Source organism: Streptomyces chattanoogensis (genome assembly GCF_001294335.1).
In the GTDB taxonomy this organism is placed as follows: Bacteria; Actinomycetota; Actinomycetes; order Streptomycetales; family Streptomycetaceae; genus Streptomyces; species Streptomyces chattanoogensis.
The window spans coordinates 58,612-77,430 of record NZ_LGKG01000143.1 but is presented as its reverse complement, the minus strand read 5'-3'; the positions used below and the strand labels follow the sequence as shown (position 1 = coordinate 77,430).

General features: G+C 69.9%; 14 protein-coding genes and 1 pseudogene. 6 read left to right on the top strand and 9 right to left on the bottom strand.

Annotated features, from left to right (window positions below):
* Positions 1–45: 45 nt before the first annotated feature.
* From ADL29_RS21990 to ADL29_RS41320, 3 genes and pseudogenes are all read right to left on the bottom strand, one after another.
* Positions 46–987, bottom strand: a complete 942-nt coding sequence (locus ADL29_RS21990; protein ID WP_063788507.1) for an NADP-dependent oxidoreductase — start codon at positions 985–987, stop codon at positions 46–48.
* Between the two features lie 158 nt (positions 988–1,145).
* Positions 1,146–2,345, bottom strand: a complete 1,200-nt coding sequence (locus ADL29_RS21985; RefSeq protein WP_053925322.1) for an ABC transporter permease — start codon at positions 2,343–2,345, stop codon at positions 1,146–1,148.
* Positions 2,342–2,602: pseudogene (locus tag ADL29_RS41320) on the bottom strand (ABC transporter ATP-binding protein); the annotation flags it as partial. The gene ADL29_RS21985 and the pseudogene ADL29_RS41320, both read right to left, overlap by 4 nt.
* Positions 2,603–2,948: 346 nt before the next feature.
* On the opposite strand from ADL29_RS41320, the gene ADL29_RS21970 reads away from it, so the two are divergent.
* On the top strand, positions 2,949–3,650 hold the full coding sequence (locus ADL29_RS21970) for a response regulator transcription factor (RefSeq protein WP_053925319.1): 702 nt from the start codon (positions 2,949–2,951) through the stop codon (positions 3,648–3,650).
* The gene (locus tag ADL29_RS21965) at positions 3,647–4,855 is read left to right on the top strand and encodes an ATP-binding protein (RefSeq protein WP_053925318.1); all 1,209 of its coding nucleotides are present in this window, start codon (positions 3,647–3,649) and stop codon (positions 4,853–4,855) included. Before ADL29_RS21970 ends, ADL29_RS21965 begins: the two co-directional genes overlap by 4 nt.
* Positions 4,856–4,997: 142 nt before the next feature.
* On the opposite strand, the gene ADL29_RS21960 is transcribed toward ADL29_RS21965, so the two are convergent.
* From ADL29_RS21960 to ADL29_RS21945, 4 genes are all read right to left on the bottom strand, one after another.
* Positions 4,998–5,369 (bottom strand): hypothetical protein, encoded by a 372-nt coding sequence (locus ADL29_RS21960; RefSeq protein ID WP_053925317.1) that lies wholly within the window; start codon positions 5,367–5,369, stop codon positions 4,998–5,000.
* A 184-nt stretch (positions 5,370–5,553) separates the two neighbouring features.
* On the bottom strand, positions 5,554–6,519 hold the full coding sequence (locus ADL29_RS21955) for an ABC transporter substrate-binding protein (protein WP_425424265.1): 966 nt from the start codon (positions 6,517–6,519) through the stop codon (positions 5,554–5,556).
* A 26-nt stretch (positions 6,520–6,545) separates the two neighbouring features.
* Positions 6,546–7,220, bottom strand: coding sequence for an ABC transporter permease (locus ADL29_RS21950; protein ID WP_046927155.1), 675 nt, complete (start codon positions 7,218–7,220; stop codon positions 6,546–6,548).
* Positions 7,217–7,966, bottom strand: coding sequence for an ABC transporter permease (locus ADL29_RS21945; RefSeq protein ID WP_053925316.1), 750 nt, complete (start codon positions 7,964–7,966; stop codon positions 7,217–7,219). The genes ADL29_RS21950 and ADL29_RS21945 overlap by 4 nt, the downstream gene beginning before the upstream one ends.
* A gap of 283 nt (positions 7,967–8,249) precedes the next feature.
* On the opposite strand from ADL29_RS21945, the gene ADL29_RS21940 reads away from it, so the two are divergent.
* Positions 8,250–9,104, top strand: coding sequence for a polysaccharide deacetylase family protein (locus ADL29_RS21940; RefSeq protein WP_053925315.1), 855 nt, complete (start codon positions 8,250–8,252; stop codon positions 9,102–9,104).
* 70 nt (positions 9,105–9,174) lie between these two features.
* Here the strand turns inward: ADL29_RS21940 and ADL29_RS21935 are convergent, their stop codons facing one another.
* Positions 9,175–10,479: an alpha/beta hydrolase gene (locus tag ADL29_RS21935; protein WP_053925314.1), complete on the bottom strand. Its 1,305-nt coding sequence runs from the start codon at positions 10,477–10,479 to the stop codon at positions 9,175–9,177.
* 787 nt (positions 10,480–11,266) lie between these two features.
* Here ADL29_RS21935 and ADL29_RS40215 point away from each other — a divergent pair.
* From ADL29_RS40215 to metG, 3 genes are all read left to right on the top strand, one after another.
* A complete protein-coding gene (locus tag ADL29_RS40215; RefSeq protein WP_063788506.1) occupies positions 11,267–12,889 on the top strand; it encodes a vWA domain-containing protein in 1,623 nt (540 codons plus the stop codon).
* A 357-nt stretch (positions 12,890–13,246) separates the two neighbouring features.
* A complete protein-coding gene (locus ADL29_RS21925; RefSeq protein ID WP_078971184.1) occupies positions 13,247–14,791 on the top strand; it encodes an MFS transporter in 1,545 nt (514 codons plus the stop codon).
* A gap of 170 nt (positions 14,792–14,961) precedes the next feature.
* The gene (gene metG, locus ADL29_RS21920; RefSeq protein ID WP_053925313.1) at positions 14,962–16,677 is read left to right on the top strand and encodes a methionine--tRNA ligase; all 1,716 of its coding nucleotides are present in this window, start codon (positions 14,962–14,964) and stop codon (positions 16,675–16,677) included.
* A gap of 180 nt (positions 16,678–16,857) precedes the next feature.
* On the opposite strand, the gene aspS is transcribed toward metG, so the two are convergent.
* Positions 16,858–18,645, bottom strand: a complete 1,788-nt coding sequence (gene aspS / locus ADL29_RS21915) for an aspartate--tRNA ligase (protein WP_053925312.1) — start codon at positions 18,643–18,645, stop codon at positions 16,858–16,860.
* Positions 18,646–18,819: the final 174 nt, after the last annotated feature.

Genomic DNA, 18,819 nt, shown 5'->3' with positions numbered 1-18,819 from the left:
GTCGGCCAGTGGCCGGTGGCCGGTAGCCGGTAGCCGGTGGCCAGCTCAGATCGCGAGGACCGTCTTGCCCTGTGCCCGCCCCGTCCGGCTTGCCGCGAGCGCGTCGGGGGCCTCTTCGAGGGAGACCTCACGGCCTACGAGGACGGTGAGGCGGCCCGCGTCGACCTGCCCGGCGAGGATTTCGAGGAGTTGCGGGGAGGGCCGGTTGACGAAGTTGAAGCCGCGGAGGTTGTGCTCGGTCAGGACGTCCGCGTCGGCCGACCCGATGAGGGAGACGGCCGTGCCGCCGTCCCGTACGGTCCTGGTCAGTTCGATGAAATCGTCGGGGTTGCTGATCATGTCGATCAGTACGTCGACGCCGTCGGGGTACGCCGCCAGGACCTGGTCCGCGACCGGGCCCACGGTGTGGTCGAAGGTTTCGGCGGCGCCCAGATTCCGCATCAGCTCGGCCATCGCCGGACGGGCGGTGGCGAGCACCTCGGCGCCGCGGCCAGCGGCCAGCTGGGTGGCGAAGGTCCCGACCCCGCCGGTGGCGCCGACGATCAGCACCCGCCGGCCCTCGCTGATGCGGGTCTCCTCGACCAGGTTGTACGCCGTCATCCCGGCCGTCGGCACGGCGGCGGAGCTCGCATAGGTGACGCTGCGGGCGGCATGCGCGATCTTCTGCTCATCGGCGACCGCCACCTCGCAGTACGAGCCGCCGCCCCGCTCCGGTCGCTGGAACTGGCCGAACACCGAGTCCCCGACGGTGAACCGCCGTACCCCGGTCCCCACCGCCAGCACCTCACCGGCTCCGTCCGACCCCAGGACCAGCGGGAAGAGTGCCTGAACGGCGCTGCCGAACTCGCCGTCGGCGAGCTTCCAGTCGACGGGGTTGAGTCCGGCGGCGGCCAGCCGTACCAGGACCTCGCCCGGCCCTGGTTCGGGCTGCGGCAGATCCATGAGCTGCGGCGGTTCACCGAATGCGCTGACTGCTACGGCTCTCATGTGGCGTTCCCTTCCACCCTTCCCCAACCGGAGGTCACCCTTCCCCAACCGGCGGCCGAAGTGGATCGTAAGCACGCAGGAGGGGCCGGATGCGGCAGGAGGAGAGCGGTGTTCCGGAAGCAACTCGTATGGCCGGAATCCGGACCCCGTTCGCCCGCCTATACGGCCTGCAGCGCCAGCGTCGGGGAGAGGCGCGCGGCCCGTACCGCCGGATACAGGCCCGCGACCGTGCCGATCACCAGCGTTGCGCCGAAGCCGCCGCCGACCGCCCACAGCGGCACCACCCAGGGCATACCGCCCGAGTCGGCGAAGGCGTAGGTGGCGGCAGCGCCGAGGGCGATACCGGCCAGGCCGCCCAGGCCGGACAGGAGAAGGGACTCGGTGACGAACTGAAGGCGGATCTGGCCGCGGGTGGCGCCCATGGAGCGGCGCAGGCCGATCTCATGGCGGCGCTCCAGAACCGAGATGATCATGGTGTTGGCGACGCCCACGCCGCCGACGAGCAGCGCCACCCCGCCCAGCCCGAGCAGCAGATTCGTGAATGCGCCCTCGGTCGCGGCCTTGGCCTGGAGGGCCGAGGACGGGTCGGTGACCAGGACGTTGCGCGGGTTCTCCGGGTCGACGGTCTGTGGGATCAGCTCACGTACGGCCTGGACGGAGGCGTCGGTGGAGCTTTCGTAGATCGCGGTGGGGTGGCCGTCGAAGCCGAGCAGTCGGGCTGCGGCCGGCCAGCCGACCAGGGCGGAGCGCTCGATCTCGGGTGCGAGCGGGAGCGGGGCGAGGATGCCGATGACGGTGAAGTAGCGGCCGCCGATGTACACCTGCTGACCAGGGCTGACGATGCCGAGCCGCTGGGCGGAGACCTGGCCGAGGACGACGGAGGGGTAGCGGCCGGTGGCGGCGTTGAGCCAGGCACCGGAGGCCATGGTGCCGCGCAGGGTGCGCAGGAGTCCCTCGCTGGTGGCTTTGAGGGTGATGCCGCCGGTCTCCTCCTGCGGGATCTTCTCGCTGCGGCGGACGGACTGGCCGAGGTCGCCGGTGGCGCCGACCTGCTGGACTCCGTCGATGCGGCCCACCATCCCCGGTGACCGTTCGGGCAGCTGCACCTTTTCCCCGAACATGTCCTGGCCGGGCGTGGCGACCAGCATATTGGTCCCCAATGCGTCCAGTTTCCGCAGGAGTTGGGCCTTGCTGGAGGCGGAGATGCCGACCACCGCGACCATGGTTACGATGCCGATGGCGATACCGAGGGCGGACAGGACGACCCGCAGGGGGCGGGTGCGCAGCCCGGCGGAGCCGACGTGGAGGACGTCGCGGGGGCGGAGGGCGGCGGGCGAGAGCCGGGTGCGTCGTCTCATGTGGCCGCGCTCCCGGAGCCGTCGGCGGTGGTGCTGCTCTGCACGGGCCCGGCGGCTCGTGCCTCGTCCGTGACCACCTGGCCGTCCCGGATCCGTACCTGGCGGGGCAGTTGTGCGGCGATCTCGCTGTCATGGGTGATGACGGCGATGGTGGCGCCCTCCTCGTTGAGATCGTGCAGCAGCGCCATGACCGCCGCACCGGAGGCGGAGTCCAGCGCGCCGGTCGGTTCGTCGGCCAGGAGGAGATCACCTGGACCTGGATGCCGTGGTCCCGCAGGCACTGGCGGTGCTTGTACGCGGCGTCCGCTTCCTTGCCCTTGCCGCCGGCGTCCGTCCCCTTGGACTCGCCACCACCGTCGCCGTCGGAGCAGGCGGTGCCGAATATCGCCAGACCGGCGGTCAGTGCCACCGCCACGAGGGGTGTGGTGCGCCTGCGCTGCCTCATGTTCATGGCTTTCCTCCGTGCCGAATGCCGCATAGGGATGTGACCGAACGCCGCAGAGGCTGACACGGAGCCGCATTTCCTTTCCCTAACCGATTCTTGGAACTCGGCGGCCCGGTGTTTACATCGGCGAAAGGTGCCCCTCGGGTACACATGACCCCATGCGCGTGCTGGTGGTGGAGGACGAGGAATTCCTCGCGGAAATGATTGCCGAGGGCCTGCGCCGCGACGCGATCGCGGCCGATATCGCCCATGACGGCAAGGAGGCCCTGGGCAAGCTGCGGTTCGGGGCGTACGACGTGCTCGTACTGGACCGCGATCTGCCCGGCCTGCACGGTGACGAGGTCTGCCGCCGGGTGGTGGCGCAGGGGCTGCTGACACGGGTGCTGATGCTCACCGCGTCCGGCACGGTACGTGACCGGGTGGACGGGCTGGGGCTGGGCGCCGACGACTACCTCACCAAACCGTTCGCGTACGAGGAGCTGGTGGCCCGGGTCCTGGCACTCGGCAGGCGGGTGCGTCCCGCGCTGCCGCCGGTGATCGAGCGGGCCGGGGTCAGCGTGGACACCGCCCGCCGTCTCGCCGTCCGCGACGGCCGCCCGCTGCCCCTTTCCCGTAAGGAATTCGCGGTGCTGGAGGTGCTGCTGCGCGCCGACGGCGCGGTGGTCAGCGGCGATGACCTGATCGAGGAGGTCTGGGAGGAGCACACCAGCTACCGCACCAACGCCGTGCGGGTCACCCTCAGCAAGCTGCGCGCCAAGCTGGGCGATCCGCCGGTGATCGAGACCGTGCCGGGGGCCGGATACCGGATGGGCGACGGGATCCGGCCGGGCGGCGGGTACGGCATGGGCCACGGCAGGTGAGGACTCCCTGGCCCGCCCGCAGCGAACGTGTCCGGCTCACCGCCCTCTACGGCGGGCTGCTGGTGCTGGCGGGCGCGATGCTCATCGGCCTGGTCTATGTCCTCGTACGGCAGGGCCTGTACTCCAGCCTGAGCACCGCGGTCACCACCGCGACCCCGCGAAGTCCGGCCCCGCTCGCCCCCAGCGCCACCCTCGGTCCGACCATGGCGCCCGCCGCACGTATACCCGGCCACGACCGGACTCCGAGCGAGGGCAGCCTCTACCGCATCACCAAGAACATCACCGATGCCACCGAACAGGCCGCGCTCAGCCGTCTGCTGACCGTCTCACTGATCGCCCTGGTGCTCTTCGCGGTCATCTCGGTGGCCCTGGCCTGGTGGATGGCGGGACGGGTGCTGCACCCGGTCTCCGTCATCACCCGCACCGCCCGCCGGCTCTCCGCCGCCAACCTGCACGAACGCATCGCCCTGGACGCACCGCCCGGCGAACTCAAGCAGCTCGCCGACACCTTCGACGGCATGCTCGACCGGATCGAGCATCTGGTCTCCGCACAACAGCGGTTCGCCGCCAACGCCGCCCATGAACTGCGCACCCCGCTCGCCGTGCAGCGAGCCGCCGCGGAGATCGGCCTCGCCAACCCGGACCCGGACAACGTACGGCGCATCCGCGGCAAACTGATCGAGGTCGCCGAGGACAGCGAGCAGCTCATCGAGGGTCTGCTGCTGCTCTCCGTCTCCGACCAGGGACTGCAACGCCGCGAGCCGGTCGCGCTGGGCGGCCTCGCCGAGACCGTCGCCGCCGAGTACGCCGATGACGCCTGGCAGCGCGGGCTGACCATCGCCACCGACACCCGCCCCCTGACCGTCGACGGCGACCCCGTCCTGCTCGCGCATCTGGTCCGCAACCTCGTCGCCAACGCCGTACGCCACAACCGCCCCGACGGCCGGATCACCCTGAGCATCCATGACCGCACCCTGGAGATCACCAACACCGGCCCGCCCGTCCCCGCCGAGTCCGTCCCGTACCTCTTCGAGCCGTTCCGCCGCCTCGATGCCCGCCGCCATGCCCCCGGCGAGGGTGCGGGCCTGGGCCTGTCCATCGTTGCGTCCCTCGCCCGCGCCCATGCCGCGGAGGCCGTCGCCCATCCGAACCCCGGCGGCGGCCTGACGGTCCGGGTCACATTCCCCGCCCGACTTCCCGAATGACCGGGGGAAGCGCGCTGCGCCGTTTCACGTGAAACATGGCGACGTGCACGACCTGTCAGACACGCACGACGTGTGAGACCGCGCACGACGTGTACGACGGCGGGTGTTTCACGTGAAACGGGGGACCGCGCCCTCACTGCCGTCACTGCCTCTCGTACAGACGCTGATGCCACCACCGCCCATGCGCCCGCCACGGGTTCCGCCAGGCGTTCGGGTCCGGCAGCGTACGGCGCCGGAGCTCGGCATCGAGGCGGTTCACCACACGCCCCAATTCGACGCGGGCGCGCGGGGAAAGCCGATGCAGAACCGTCTCCAGCGCGTCCCTGGCGATCGCGACATCGTCCGCGATTTCACAGCCGGGGCAGCCGCACTCCGCCGGAACGAGCATGAGATAGCGGCCGGGACGCCGCAGAAACATCCGGCAGGCGCGCAGCGCTGCTTGCGTGACGCCGGGCCACAGATCGTCATGCTGACGCTCCGCCCGCCAGAGCTCTGCACTCGTCCGCTCCGACAACCGGTCGATCCGGCCGTGACACGGGTCGAGAAGGGGTGGTCGCGCTGCTGCGGCGCGCACGGCGCCGGGCCGGTTACGCGGCACAGGCCTTTCGGTATGCGTGCATGCCCGGCATCCTGCCACGCGGCCGTCCGCGCCGCCGCGCTCTTTCTCCGCTCGCCCCTTCCCGCAGCAATTCCCGCGGCTATTCCCCCGTTTTCTTCGGCAACAGCCCTTTCGACACCAGGTAGTTACGCGCCACATCCGCCGGCAGCCGCCGCCAGCTGTCCACCTGCTCATTGAGCCGCGCCAGCTCCGCGGTGGTCAGCACCTTGTTGAGGCGATCGAGCGCAGCCGCCGCCCGTGGGCCGCCGGCGCGGGAGCGATTGACCAGTGGGACGACGTTGTCCGCGTTCTGCAGCTTCTTGTCGTCGGTGAGCAGCACCAGCCCGAACTGGTCGAGGGTGGCATCGGTGCTGGTGGTGAGCACCATCTGGTCCTGGCCGTTCTGGACGGCCTGCTTGGCGGGGGTGGTGCCCACGCCCTTCGGGTCGACGGCGGTGATGCGGATCCCGTACTTCGTTCGCAGCCCAGGCGCGCAGAACGGCCGCTGAACGCACTCGTCACCCGCCGCCAGCCGCACCGGCAGCCCGGAGCGGCCCAGGTCGCTGAGGGTTCTGAGGTGGTGCCTGGTGGCGTACGAGCGGCTCACCGCGAAGGCGTTCTGGTCGACGGCCCGGCCCGCCGGCAGCACGGCAAGACCCCGGGCCGCGGCCAGCTTGCGCAGCGCGGTCATCGTGGCGCCGAGGTCGGGTGAGGCGACCGGGGCGGCCTTGGGCCCGTGGGTCTTGGCGTTGAGCCAGTCCGCGAGGGTGGCGGCGTACTCGGGGACGACATCGATCTGGCCGTTCTCCAGTGCCGGTTCATACAGCTCACGGTTGCCGACGGTGAGAAGGTCGGTTCGGTAGCCGGCGTGGCCGAGCAGCGCCGCGTACATCTGGGCCAGCAGCTCGCTCTCGGTGAAACCGGCCGAGCCGATGGACAGATGGCGGCTGTCCCCGGGCGAGGCGGTGATCGCACCGCGGTCCTCGAGGGAGGGGCCGCCGCCGCAGCCGGACAGGACGGCGGCGGCCACGACGGCCGCTGCGGCGGCGATACGGGTGCGCCTCAACGGATGGGTCCTCACCGGATGGGCCCTCACCGGATCCGGCCCCGCACCCACGCTGGGGCACACTTCTGCCCCAGCTCGAACGCCGCCTCCATCACCAGCGCGAACACCGCGACGATCACCGCCCCGGCCACCACCTGCGGCGTGCTGGCGAGGTTGAAGCCCGCGGTGATGATCCGGCCCAGACCGCCTCCGCCCACCAGCGCGGCGAGCGTGGCGGTGGCCACCAGCTGTACGGCGGCGATCCGGATACCGGTCAGGACCAGCGGAAACGCCAGCGGCACCTCGACCCGCCACACCAGCTGCGTCCCGGTCATCCCCATCCCGCGGGCGGCCTCCACCACGTTCCGGTCCACCTCGCGCATCCCCACATACGCATTGGTCAGCAGCGGCGGAATGGCGAACAGCACGAGGGCGATGACGGTGGGCCACTGCCCGTACCGTCCGATCGGGGTCAGCAGGAGCAGCACCAGCACGGCGAAGGTCGGCACCGCGCGGCCGATGTTGGCGAGATTGACGGCCAGCGCGCCGCCGCGCCCGAGATGGCCGAGCGTCAGCGCGATCGGCAGTGCGATCACGATGCTGATGGCCAGACAGACGAAGGTCAGGACGAGGTGTTGTTCGAGCCGGTGCCAGACGCCGTTCTCGCCGGACCAGTTGGCGGCGGTGGTCAACCAGGACCAGACCGCGGAGAGGGTGTTCACGGCCACCGCCCGGTCGCCGCGACCGGCCGCCGCGCGCCTGCTGCGGCCCGGGCCCGCACCCGCGTCGTCCGGCCCGCCCGCCGCCAGGGCGTGAGCAGCCGTTCCGCCCCGAGCAGCAGCACATCGAGGACGACGGCGATGATCACGCACAGCACGGAGGCGGTGAGCACCTGCGCCTTGAAGTAGGAGTTCATCCCGGCGTAGATGAGATTGCCCAGCCCGCCGTACCCGACGATCGCCCCGACCGTGGTGAGCGAGACCGCCGAGACGGTGGCGATCCGCAGCCCGGCCAGCGCGGCGGGCAGCGCCAGCGGCAGCTCCACGGCCAGCAGTTGCCGCATCGGCCCGTAGCCCATCCCGCGCGCGGCCTCCTTGGCCTCCGCCGGGACGCCGTCCAGCCCCGCCAGGATGTTCCGGACGAGCAGGGTGAGCGAGTAGAGGGCGAGGCCGACCACGACGAGGGTGGCGGACAGCCCGTAGACCGGCAGCAGCAGCGAGAACATCGCCAGCGACGGGATCGTGTAGATCACCGTGGTGATGCCGAGCACCGGCCCGAGCGTCCAGCGACGGCGCCGGGCCAGCACCGCCAGCGGGACCGCGATCAGCAGGCCGAGCGCCACCGAAATCACCGTCAGCTGGAGGTGCTGCGCGACGGCGTCGAGCAGGATCTGCCGACGGGTGCTCAGGTAGTCGCCGCAGATCCAGTCGTTACGGGCCAGGCAGTCGTCCGGCGGCGGTGCGGTCACGCTACGAGTCCATCCCGGCGGCGGCCGGGGTGTCGCGCCCACCGCGTCCGATCGAGTCCCGCCCACCGCATCTCACACAGGCAGCCCCCGGAGTACCGGGGCGTACACACCCCACGTATACATGCCATGAATACACCCTGTGTATAGTCCGTGAAGTCCGTTCGGTCCATGCCGACGCGGGGGGGCGACGCCCCGCCGCGCCGCGCTGCGTGCTGCCCGAAATCGCAGGTCAGACCGCCTCTCGGACGCCCCGCCGTACCGCCCGCGTTCGAAAGGGACCCACATGCCGAAGCAGAAGTCCGCAGTCCGCAGCATGTCCGCAGCCGGCATATCCGGGCTGCTGACGGCCACCACCCTGGCCCTGGCCCTCAGCGGCTGCGCCTCGTACGACGTCACCGCCCCGGCCGACGCCCGCGCCGATGCCATCGCAGCCGCGGAATCCCCCGACGAGGACGGAAAGAACGGGGACGCAAAGGACACAGACGCCCGGAACGGGAAGAGCGCCGAGCGGACCGGCGCCCCCGGCGTCGACTGCCGCAAGGCCAAGTGCGTGGCTCTCACCTTCGACGCCGGCCCCAGCGAGAACACCAACCGGCTGCTCGACATCCTCAAGAAGGAGAAGGTGCACGCCACCTTCTTCATGCTCGGCAAGAACCACATCGCCGAACGCCCCGCCGAGGTCAAGCGGATCGACGCCGAGGGCCATGAGCTGGCCAACCACACCTGGTCGCACCAGATCCTCACCGACATCGAACCGGCCGAGGCCAAGCGGGAACTCTCCCGCGTCCAGGACGCCGTACGAAAGATCACCGGCAGGACGCCGACGCTGATGCGCCCGCCGCAGGGGCGGACCGACGAGAGCGTCTCCCAGGTCAGCAAGGAGCTGGGCCTGGCACAGGTGCTGTGGAGCGTGACCGCCAAGGACTACCAGACCACCGACTCGGACCTGATCACGAAGCGGGTGCTGGACCAGACCGAGCGCGACGGCATCATCCTGCTGCACGACATCTACAAGGGAACCGTCCCGGCCGTCCCCGGCATCATCACGCAGCTGAAGAAGCGCGGCTACACGATCGTCACGGTCTCGCAGCTCCTCTCACCGGCGAAGCCGGAGCCGGGGATGGTCTACCGGCCGTAGGCCGCCGCGGAAAACCGCAGACGAAAGGGTGCGCCGGTATCGACCGGCGCCCCCTTCGCGGCATGTCACCTCAGCCTCGCGACTGCTCCGCCTCCACGCGCTTGCGCTCACCCGGCGAGGCGGCCGGCGCGTTCGACGGCGCCGTGCCCTGCCCCGGAACCGGGGTCTTCGGCGGCACGGTCCCCGGCTTGCGCGGCGGCTTCACGGCCTCCGTGTCCTGAGGGAACGTCAGCTGCTGGCTCTGCCACTCCAGCGCCGGCACCACCTCGCGCCGCCAGGTGGTGAACTGGTGGCTGCCCCGCGGCAGGATGATCGAGTCCACCGTCATCGGCGGCTTGGCGGCGTGGATGAACTTCATCGTGTCGCCGTAATCCTGCTCGCCCTGGCGGCTGCTGGCCACCAGCGCGGAGACCTGCGGCGCGGGCAGGTGCTTGAGCCGCCACAGCAGGTCGTGCTCCCGCTCCCGCTTCGCGCCCGCAAGGCCGGGGCCGAAGAGGCTGCCGGTGGTGAGGTCGTCCTTGATGCGGTAGTCACCGGAGAGCGAGACCGCCGAGGTGTAGACCTTCGGGTTGCGCATCGCCAGCTGGAGCGAGCACGTGCCCCCGGACGAGTACCCGAACGCGCCCCAGGCGCTGGGGTCGCGACCGACCCGGTACGCCGACTTCATCGCGTCCGGCAGGTCCTTGGTGAAGAACGTCTCGGCCTGCGGCCCGCCCGGTACGTCCACGCACTCGGTGTCCCGCGGCGGCGCGATCGTCGGCCGGACCATCACGATCACGGTCGGCTGCATCCTGCCCTGCGCGATCAGGCGGCCCGCGTTCTGCGGCACCTGGAGGTGCTGCGCGAGGTTCATGATGCCGCCGGGGTAGCCGCTGATCACGACCATGACCGGGAACCGCTGGCGGCGGAACTGCTGCTGGAAGTACTGCGGCGGCAGATAGACGAAGCCCGGATTGATGGCCCGGGTCCGGCGGCCGATGATCCGTACGGACTCGACCTTGCCCACCTTGTCCGCGGGGCCCTTGGGCAGACCGGTCACCCGGTCGAGGCCCTGGGGGCCGGCCGGCTGGACCAGGCCGCCCTTGATGTTGCCGATCGACGCGTACTGCCCGCCGTTCTGGCTCACGGACACCGGTGCCTGCTCGTTGTTGCCCAGCAGCTCGTCCCAGCTGCCGTAGAACTCAAAGCTCGAATTCACCGCCAGAGCGAGCGCGCACACGATGGACAGCTGGGTGACCACGATGGCGCCGAGCCGGCCCAGCACGGACCGCACTCCGCTCCGGGACAGCTTGGGCCAGAGCCACACCGTGGCAGCCACACAGGCCAAGGCCAGCACGACCACCGTGATTTCGAGCGACTGACTGGTCAGCCCCATGCGCCCACATCTCCTGTCACCCCCGAAAGGGTTCTTGCCTACGTATCGGCCGCCTAGATGCACAACGGGCGGCTCAGGACAATGGTCACCGGAGAAGACGGGCACACCTGCTTGTCGGATACCTGAGCGACTTAGTTCTTACCTATCTCTTGCTCAAACGTTTCCGGGGCGTGATGTCCCGGCCGTGCCCGGGGTGCGGGGCGGTCCGGCCGGGGGTGCGGTCGGAGCGGACGGGATGGGCGAGAACCAGCCACGCACGGGGCGCCACAGCCTCAGGCGTGACCGTAACGGGGGGCCGTGTCCGTAACGGGGGCCGCGGCCTTGACCGTCACGTGCCGGACATTCCGTTACGACCGCCGATCGCATTCCCATCCCCCGAAATGCACAGATTTCCGTACGGCTACCCGCGCTCATACGCGCGCTCAACGGCAAGAACTTCCGCCGCCTGCGCAAGAACAGCGAAGAACGCCGAACGATTTGACAACAACTTCGATTCGCCGCGGCATCATGAACCCGCCCCGCCACACGTCAGCGCAATCATGAACTTCGGGTGAATGCCTGGGCGATGCGATTCCGCGGGACGCCGTTCAAACGCGCAAACCCTTCCGTATGCAGGGGGAATGCCCGGCCACCCCGCCAGACCCCTGGATCGCCCGCCACACAAGGCGCGGGGTCCCACGATGAGGCCGGTGCAGGCCGCTACCCTTACGTATCCGTCCTGGTCAGGGACATGTCTGTGTTTCACGGACATTCGCCGCACCCCACCACACGCAAGAGAGGTTCGCCGATGGGCATTCGGAGTCTGCTGCGCAACGCTTTCGGCCGCTCCAAGGCGGCCCGCGAACAATCCGGCGCGGCACGGGACGGCGCCGACCGGGCGCCGGAATCGGCAACGATCCCGGAGGCCCGCGAGGAATCCGTCCCGGCCGCCGCCCCCGAACCCGAGGTCCCGGCCGCGCGCACGGCGCCCGGCGAGGCGCCGGCCACGGCCGCTCTTCCCGCGCAGGGCAGCCCGGTGGACGAGAAGGCGAAGACGGCTCCCTCGGTACGGGAGGAGGTCACGCTGGACGAGGAGCCGGCGGCGGCCGACAAGCCCGGCGAGGCCGGTGCGGTTGCCGAGGCCGGCGCGGTGGTCGAGACCGACGCGGCTGTAGAGCCCGATGCGGTTGTCGTGGCTGACGGGCCTGCCGTGGCCGACGAGGCCCCCGCGGCGGAGGGCACCGCCACCAGCGAGCCCACCGCCCCCGCCGAGCCCGCCGAGGAGCCCAAGGCGGCCGAACCGGCCGAACCGGCCCCGGCCGTGGACTCCGCGGACACCGCGGCACCCTCCGACGACATCTCCGCCCTCGTCAGCGAGGCCTTCGACAACCCGAAGCCGCAGCCGGCCACCGAGGCCACTGAGGCGAAGGCCGAGACCAAGCCCGAAGCCGAGACCGAGCCCGAAGCGGAGACCGAGCCCGAAGCGGAGACCGAGCCCGAGGCCGAAGCCAAGCCGGAGCCCGAGGCCGCCCCAGAGGCAGCAGCCGAGGCCGCCCCGGAGGCGGCCCCCGAGCCGGAGACCGAGCCCGAGGCCGAGGCCGCAACCGCCCCCAAGCCGGAGCCCCAGGTTCCGGCAGAGGAGCCCCAGGCCCCCGTGGAACCGGCCGCCGACGAAGCAGCTCTCGAGGACGCGGCCCCCGAGAGCGCAGCCCCCCTCTCCCTCACCAAGGTGGAAACCACCGCGCCCGCCCTCGTCAGCCTCTACAAGTCCGCCTCCGCCACCCTGGCGAAGCACAACCTCGCCACCCAGCGCGCCGCCGTCTATCTGGTCCTCGACCGCTCCGGCTCGATGCGGAACTACTACAAGGACGGCACGGTCCAGAACCTCGCCGAACAGGCCCTGGGCCTTTCCGCCAACCTGGACGACGACGGCACCGTGCCCGTCATCTTCTTTTCCACCGATATCGACGGCACCGCCGATATCGACCTGACCAACTACGAAGGCCGTATCGAGGAGTTGCACGCCGGACTCGGCCACATGGGCCGTACGAACTACCACTGGGCCATCAACGCCGTGGTCGAGCACTACAAGAAATCCGGCAGCACCGCGCCCGCCTTCGTCATCTTCCAGACCGACGGCGCCCCGACCTCCAAGCCGGCCGCCGAAAAGGCCCTCTGCGAGGCCGCCGAACTCCCCATCTTCTGGCAGTTCGTCGGATTCGGCGACCCGGACGCCAAGGGCTTCGACTTCCTCCGCAAGCTCGATGACCTGGCCGTCCCGGAAAAGCGCATCGTCGACAACGCCGGCTTCTTCCACGCCGGCCGCGACCCCCGCAGCCTCTCGGCCGACGAGCTCTACGGGCAGCTGATGGTCGAATTCCCCGAATGGCTCACCGAGGCCCGCACCGCCGGCGTCCTCAAGGACAACTGACCCGCACCCCTGCGACCATCGGCTGCGGCCGGGCCCCTCACTTCGGGCCCGGCCGCAGTCATTTGAGGCAGCCCCGGAATGCCGCCACCGCCGCCGAAGCGAAATACCGCAAAAGCGGGGGGAATTGTGGGGCGATCGCCGGAGTGCCGGCAATCGGCACGGTGGCATCGTTCGTGCTCGCCGGAGTCGGCAGGGGCGTAGATGACGTCACGAGGGGGGCGGGCCGTACACGACGGGCTGATGCGGCCGTGCCGGCGGGGCGCTCCGCCGCTTTCCCCCACCAGGCGATTCCGCCCCCGCCTGCCTACGCTGTGGGGGTGAAGTGCTCCGGCCGACGACCGGCGGAGGCGGATATCGATGAGCCAGGCGGAAACCCCTCGCCCCACCCCCAGCTGGGCCCTGCCGCCCGACCCCCGCCGCTGGTGGGGCCTCGTCGTCATTGCGATCGCGCAATTGATGGTGGTCCTGGACGCCACCATTGTGAATATCGCGCTGCCCTCGGCCCAGCAGGATCTGGGAATGTCGGATGCAAACCGGCAGTGGGTGATCACCGCGTACATGCTCGCTTTCGGCGGTTTGCTGCTGCTCGGCGGGCGGATTGCGGATCTGGCGGGACGGAAGCGGACCTTCATGGTGGGCCTGGTGGGGTTCGCGGCCGCGTCGGGGCTGGGTGGAGCGGCAATGGGGCCCGGGCTGCTGTTCGGGGCGCGGGCCTTGCAGGGGGCATTCGGGGCGCTGCTGGCGCCCTCGGCCCTTTCCTTGCTGACCACGACTTTCACGATCGGGAAAGAGCGCAGCAAGGCGTTCGGGATCTACGGGGCCATTGCCGGTGGCGGAGCGGCCATCGGATTGATTGCCGGGGGGCTGCTGACGCAGTACTTGACCTGGCGGTGGTGTCTGTACGTCAACATCCCGGTCGCCATTATCGCGCTGGCGGGGGCTTCCCTCTTTCTGCGCGACACCCGGGAGCGGGGCGGCGCGCGGCTGGACATACCCGGTGTGCTGCTGGGCGGCGGGGGGCTCGTCGCGATTGTCTACGGATGCAGCGAGGCGCGGCCGCGGGGCTGGGGAGACGGTGAGGTCGTCGCATGGCTGGTGGGCGGCGTGCTGCTGCTCGCATTCTTCGGCTGGTGGCAGACGCGTGCCCGTTATCCCTTGCTTCCGCTGCATATCGTGCGGGACCGCAATCGCGGCGGCGCTTTCCTGACCATGGCACTGGCCGTTATCGCCTTGTTCGGGATGTTCCTGTTCATGACGTATTACTTCCAGACCGTGCTCGGGTATTCGCCGGTCAGAGCGGGACTGGCATTTCTGCCGATGACGGCGGCGATCGTCGTCGGCGCGACGCAGCTCTCGGCACGGCTGCTGCACCGCCTCGCGCCCCGTCTGCTGATGGTCCCCGGCGCACTGCTGGCCGCCGCCGGGCTGCACACGCTGACGTATCTGACCGCCCGGCCCTCCTATGTCGCGCATGTCCTGCCCGCCGAAATCCTCGTCGGCCTCGGGATGGGGCTGATCTTCATGCCGGTGATGGCGACGGCCACGTCCGGGGTCGCGCCGCAGGATTCCGGGGTGACATCGGCGACCGTCAATACGGCACAGCAGGTGGGGGGTTCGATCGGCACCGCGCTGCTGAACACGATCGCCACCTCGACCACCGCGACCTATATCGCGGCCCATCTGACGGATGCGGCAAGGCGGACCGGCGGCCACGGCGTTTCCCCCGCCCTGAGGAGCGAAATCGTGCGGGACGGGGTGGTGGACGGATTCACGGCGGCGCTCGGCGTGAGCTCGGCGATCATGCTGCTGGCCGCTCTCACCGCAGGGCTGATGATCACCGTCGGGGCGCCGAAGCCGCCGGTCAGGGCGCCCTCGCCGCGCACCTCCGGCGCTCGCCCCTGACGGGCCCGAGCGCGCCGCCGGTGTTATGGACATGACCGGCACCGACGCCTCCGTAACCCCGCAAAGCCAGCCGGAAAAGCCCGCACACCGCCCCACCCCCCGTCCAGTACGATATTGACGTTCCGTAAAGCAAATCCTCACTCACCGTAGCGACTTGGGAGCAGCCGGCAATGGCTCGACACCTCATCACCAGCGCCCTTCCGTATATCAACGGGATCAAGCACCTGGGCAACATGGTGGGGTCCATGCTCCCGGCCGACGTCTATTCCCGGTATCTGCGGCAGCGCGGGCACGACGTGCTCTACATCTGCGCCACGGACGAGCACGGCACCCCGGCCGAGCTGGCGGCGAAGGACGCGGGCCAGTCCGTCGACGCCTTCTGCGCGGAGCAGCACGACATCCAGAAGGCGATCTACAAGGGCTTCGGCCTGGAGTTCGATCACTTCGGGCGGAGCTCGTCGCCGGAGAACCGGGAGCTGACCCAGCACTTCGCGCGCAAGCTGCACGAGAACGGGTTCATCGAGGAACGGGCCATCCGGCAGGTGTACTCGGTCGCCGACGAGCGCTTCCTGCCCGACCGCTACATCGTCGGTACGTGTCCGCACTGCGGCTACGACAAGGCGCGCGGCGACCAGTGCGAGAACTGCACCCGGGTGCTCGACCCGACCGATCTGATCGACGCACGGTCGGCGATCAGCGGCAGCGGCGACCTGGAGGTGCGCGAGACCAAGCACCTCTTCCTGCTCCAGTCGAAGCTGCAGCACGAGGTCGAGGGCTGGCTGGAGGGGAACGGCAGCAAGGAGTGGCCGACCCTCGCCTCCTCCATCGCGCACAAGTGGCTGACCGAAGGACTCCAGGACCGGGCGATCACCCGCGACCTGGACTGGGGCGTTCCGGTGCCGGCCGATGTGTGGCCGGAGCTGGCGGCCGAGGGCAAGGTCTTCTACGTCTGGTTCGACGCGCCGATCGAGTACATCGGCTCGACGAAGGAGTGGGCGGACGTCGACCCGGAGAACCGCGACTGGAAGTCGTGGTGGTACGAGGCCGATGACGTCCGGTACACGGAATTCATGGCGAAGGACAACGTCCCGTTCCACTCGGTGATGTTCCCCGCCACCCAGCTCGGCACCCGCGAGCCCTGGAAGAGGGTCGACTTCCTCAAGGCCTTCAACTGGCTGAACTACTACGGCGGCAAGTTCTCCACGTCGCAGCGGCGCGGGATCTTCACGGACGCGGCACTGGAGCTGCTGCCCGCCGACTACTGGCGCTACTTCCTGATCGCCAACGCCCCGGAGTCGGACGACACCTCCTTCACCTGGGAGCTGTTCTCGTCGTCCGTGAACAAGGACCTGGCGGACACCCTCGGGAACTTCGTCAACCGGGTGCTGTCGTTCTCTCGCAAGCGGTTCGGCGACGAGGTCCCGGCGGGCGCCGAGGCCGGGGCCGCGGAGCGGAAGCTGGGCGAGGAGATCGCGGGCCTGCTGGCCGAGTACGAGGGGCACATGGAGGCCCTGCAGTTCCGTAAGGCGGCCGCCTCGCTGCGCGCCCTGTGGAGCGCGGGCAACTCCTACCTCGAGGAGAAGGCCCCGTGGCTGGAGATCAAGACCGACAAGGACGCGGCGGCACTGACGCTGCGGACGGCCATGAACCTGATCCATCTCTACGCGATCGTCTCGGAGCCGTTCATCCCGTCGTCGGCGAAGGCGATGCGGGGCGCGTTCGCGCTGGAGAACGACACTGCGGTGTGGGTGGCCCCCGAGGACGCCAGGGCGCTGGCGTCGGTTCCGGCCGGGACGCCGTTCACGGTGCCGCCGGTGCTCTTCGCGAAGATCACCGAGGATGACCTGGCGGCGTACCGCGAGCGGTTCGGCGGGGACGAGGGCTGACGGCCGCGGACAGCGCACAGCCGACGACGCCCCTGGACCGGGTCCGGTCCAGGGGCGTCGTCATGCGTGGCCGCCGTGCTGCCCACGGAGGCTCGGATACGGAGAAGGCCCGGATACGGAGAAGGCCCGGAACCGTCGCCGGTCCCGGGCCCTCATCGCGTCACTTCACGCCGCGTCGGGTCACTTCGTGGGCTTGTACGGGGTCGGCTTCGCCGGGCCCTTGCGGATGCTGAGGTGCAGCTCCTTCAGGCGGGCCTCGTCGACCTCGCTCGGCGCGCCCATCAGCAGGTCCTGGGCGTTGCCGTTGAGGGGGAAGGCGATGGTTTCGCGGATGTTGGGCTCGTCCGCGAGGAGCATGACGATGCGGTCCACGCCCGGGGCGATGCCGCCGTGCGGCGGGGCGCCGAACTTGAAGGCGCGGAGCATGCCGCCGAACTCGGCCTCCACCGTCTCCTTGTCGTAGCCGGCGATCCCGAAGGCCTTGTACATGACCTCGGGCTCGTGGTTACGGATCGCGCCGGAGGACAGCTCGGTGCCGTTGCAGACGATGTCGTACTGCCAGGCCAGGATGTCCAGCGGGTCCTGGGTCTCCAGCGCCTCGAGGCCGCCCTGCGGCATCGAGAACGGGTTGTGGGAGAACTCGATCTTGCCGGTGTCCGGGTCCTTCTCGAACATCGGGAAGTCGACGATCCAGCAGAAGCGGAACTCGTCCTCGACGAAGTGGCCGGCGCGCTTGGCGGCCTCGACGCGGACCGCGCCCATGATCTTGGAGACCTCTTCGAACTCGCCGGCGCCGAAGAAGACGGCGTGGCCGGGCTTGAGGTCCAGGGCGTCGACCAGCGACTTGATGTCGTCCTCGGTGAGGAACTTGGCGATCGGGCCGGTGAGCTCGTTGTTCTCGCCGACGCGGACCCAGGCCAGGCCCTTCGCGCCCTGCTGGACGGCGAAGTCGCCCATCTGGTCGAAGAACTTGCGCGGCTTGTCGCCGGTGTCCGGCACGGCCAGGGCGCGGACGTGCTTGCCCGCGAAGGCCTTGAAGCCGGAGCCCGCGAAGACGTCGGAGACGTCCACCAGCTCCAGTTCGGCGCGCAGGTCCGGCTTGTCGGAGCCGTACTTGAGCATCGCCTCGCGGAACGGGATGCGCGCGAAGGGGGAGGTGACCGTGCGGCCGTTGCCGAACTCGGTGAACAGCTCGGTCATGAGCTTCTCGACGGGCTGGAAGACGTCTTCCTGCTCGACGAAGCTCATCTCGATGTCGAGCTGGTAGAACTCGCCGGGCGAGCGGTCGGCGCGGGCGTCCTCGTCGCGGAAGCAGGGCGCGATCTGGAAGTAGCGGTCGAAGCCGGCGATCATCAGCAGCTGCTTGAACTGCTGGGGGGCCTGCGGCAGCGCGTAGAACTTGCCGGCGTGGACGCGGGAGGGGACCAGGAAGTCGCGGGCGCCCTCGGGGGAGGTCGCCGACAGGATCGGGGTCGCCATCTCGTTGAAGCCGAGGGCCACCATCTTGTGGCGGATGGCCGAGATCACGGCGGTGCGCAGCATGATGTTGCGGTGCATCCGCTCGCGGCGCAGGTCGAGGAAGCGGTACTCCAGGCGCCGCTCCTCGTTGACGCCGTCGTCCGCGTTGATCGTGAAGGGGATCTGCTCGGCGGCGCCGAGCACCTCGACCTCGGAAACCTCGATCTCGATCTCGCCGGTCGGCAGGTCGGGGTTGACGTTGTCGGCGCCGCGCGCGCTGACCTTGCCGTCGATACGGACGACGGTCTCCTTGGTCAGCGAGCTGAGGGCTTCGTTGGCGGGGGTGCCGGGGCGGGCGACGAGCTGCACCAGACCGTAGTGGTCGCGCAGATCGATGAAGAGGATGCCGCCCAGGTCACGTCGATTGTGCAGCCAGCCGCTGAGGCGGACGTCCGTGTCGACGTCCGCGGCCCGGAGCTCGCCGCAGTTATGGGACCGGTACCGATGCATCGCTCATCCAAGTCGTCGCGATCGAGGTGGGGAGTTGTGGGAGGGAACCGACGGCAGGGCGCAGGCGCCCCGGTCGCTCACCCCGTGGATCACCCGAAAGGCCACCCCAGGATTGACATAACCGCTCCAGGTTACCGTCCCCGCTCGCACCCCTTCATTGACATATCCGCAACA

Bases quoted from the DNA above. Each gene is read 5' to 3' on its own strand.
- ADL29_RS21990 (WP_063788507.1), bottom strand. From the start codon at position 987: ATGAGAGCCGTAGCAGTCAGCGCATTCGGTGAACCGCCGCAGCTCATG.
- ADL29_RS21985 (WP_053925322.1), bottom strand. From the start codon at position 2,345: ATGAGACGACGCACCCGGCTCTCGCCCGCCGCCCTCCGCCCCCGCGAC.
- ADL29_RS21970 (WP_053925319.1), top strand. From the start codon at position 2,949: ATGCGCGTGCTGGTGGTGGAGGACGAGGAATTCCTCGCGGAAATGATT.
- ADL29_RS21940 (WP_053925315.1), top strand. From the start codon at position 8,250: ATGCCGAAGCAGAAGTCCGCAGTCCGCAGCATGTCCGCAGCCGGCATA.
- ADL29_RS21935 (WP_053925314.1), bottom strand. From the start codon at position 10,479: ATGGGGCTGACCAGTCAGTCGCTCGAAATCACGGTGGTCGTGCTGGCC.
- ADL29_RS40215 (WP_063788506.1), top strand. From the start codon at position 11,267: ATGGGCATTCGGAGTCTGCTGCGCAACGCTTTCGGCCGCTCCAAGGCG.
- ADL29_RS21925 (WP_078971184.1), top strand. From the start codon at position 13,247: ATGAGCCAGGCGGAAACCCCTCGCCCCACCCCCAGCTGGGCCCTGCCG.
- metG (WP_053925313.1), top strand. From the start codon at position 14,962: ATGGCTCGACACCTCATCACCAGCGCCCTTCCGTATATCAACGGGATC.
- aspS (WP_053925312.1), bottom strand. From the start codon at position 18,645: ATGCATCGGTACCGGTCCCATAACTGCGGCGAGCTCCGGGCCGCGGAC.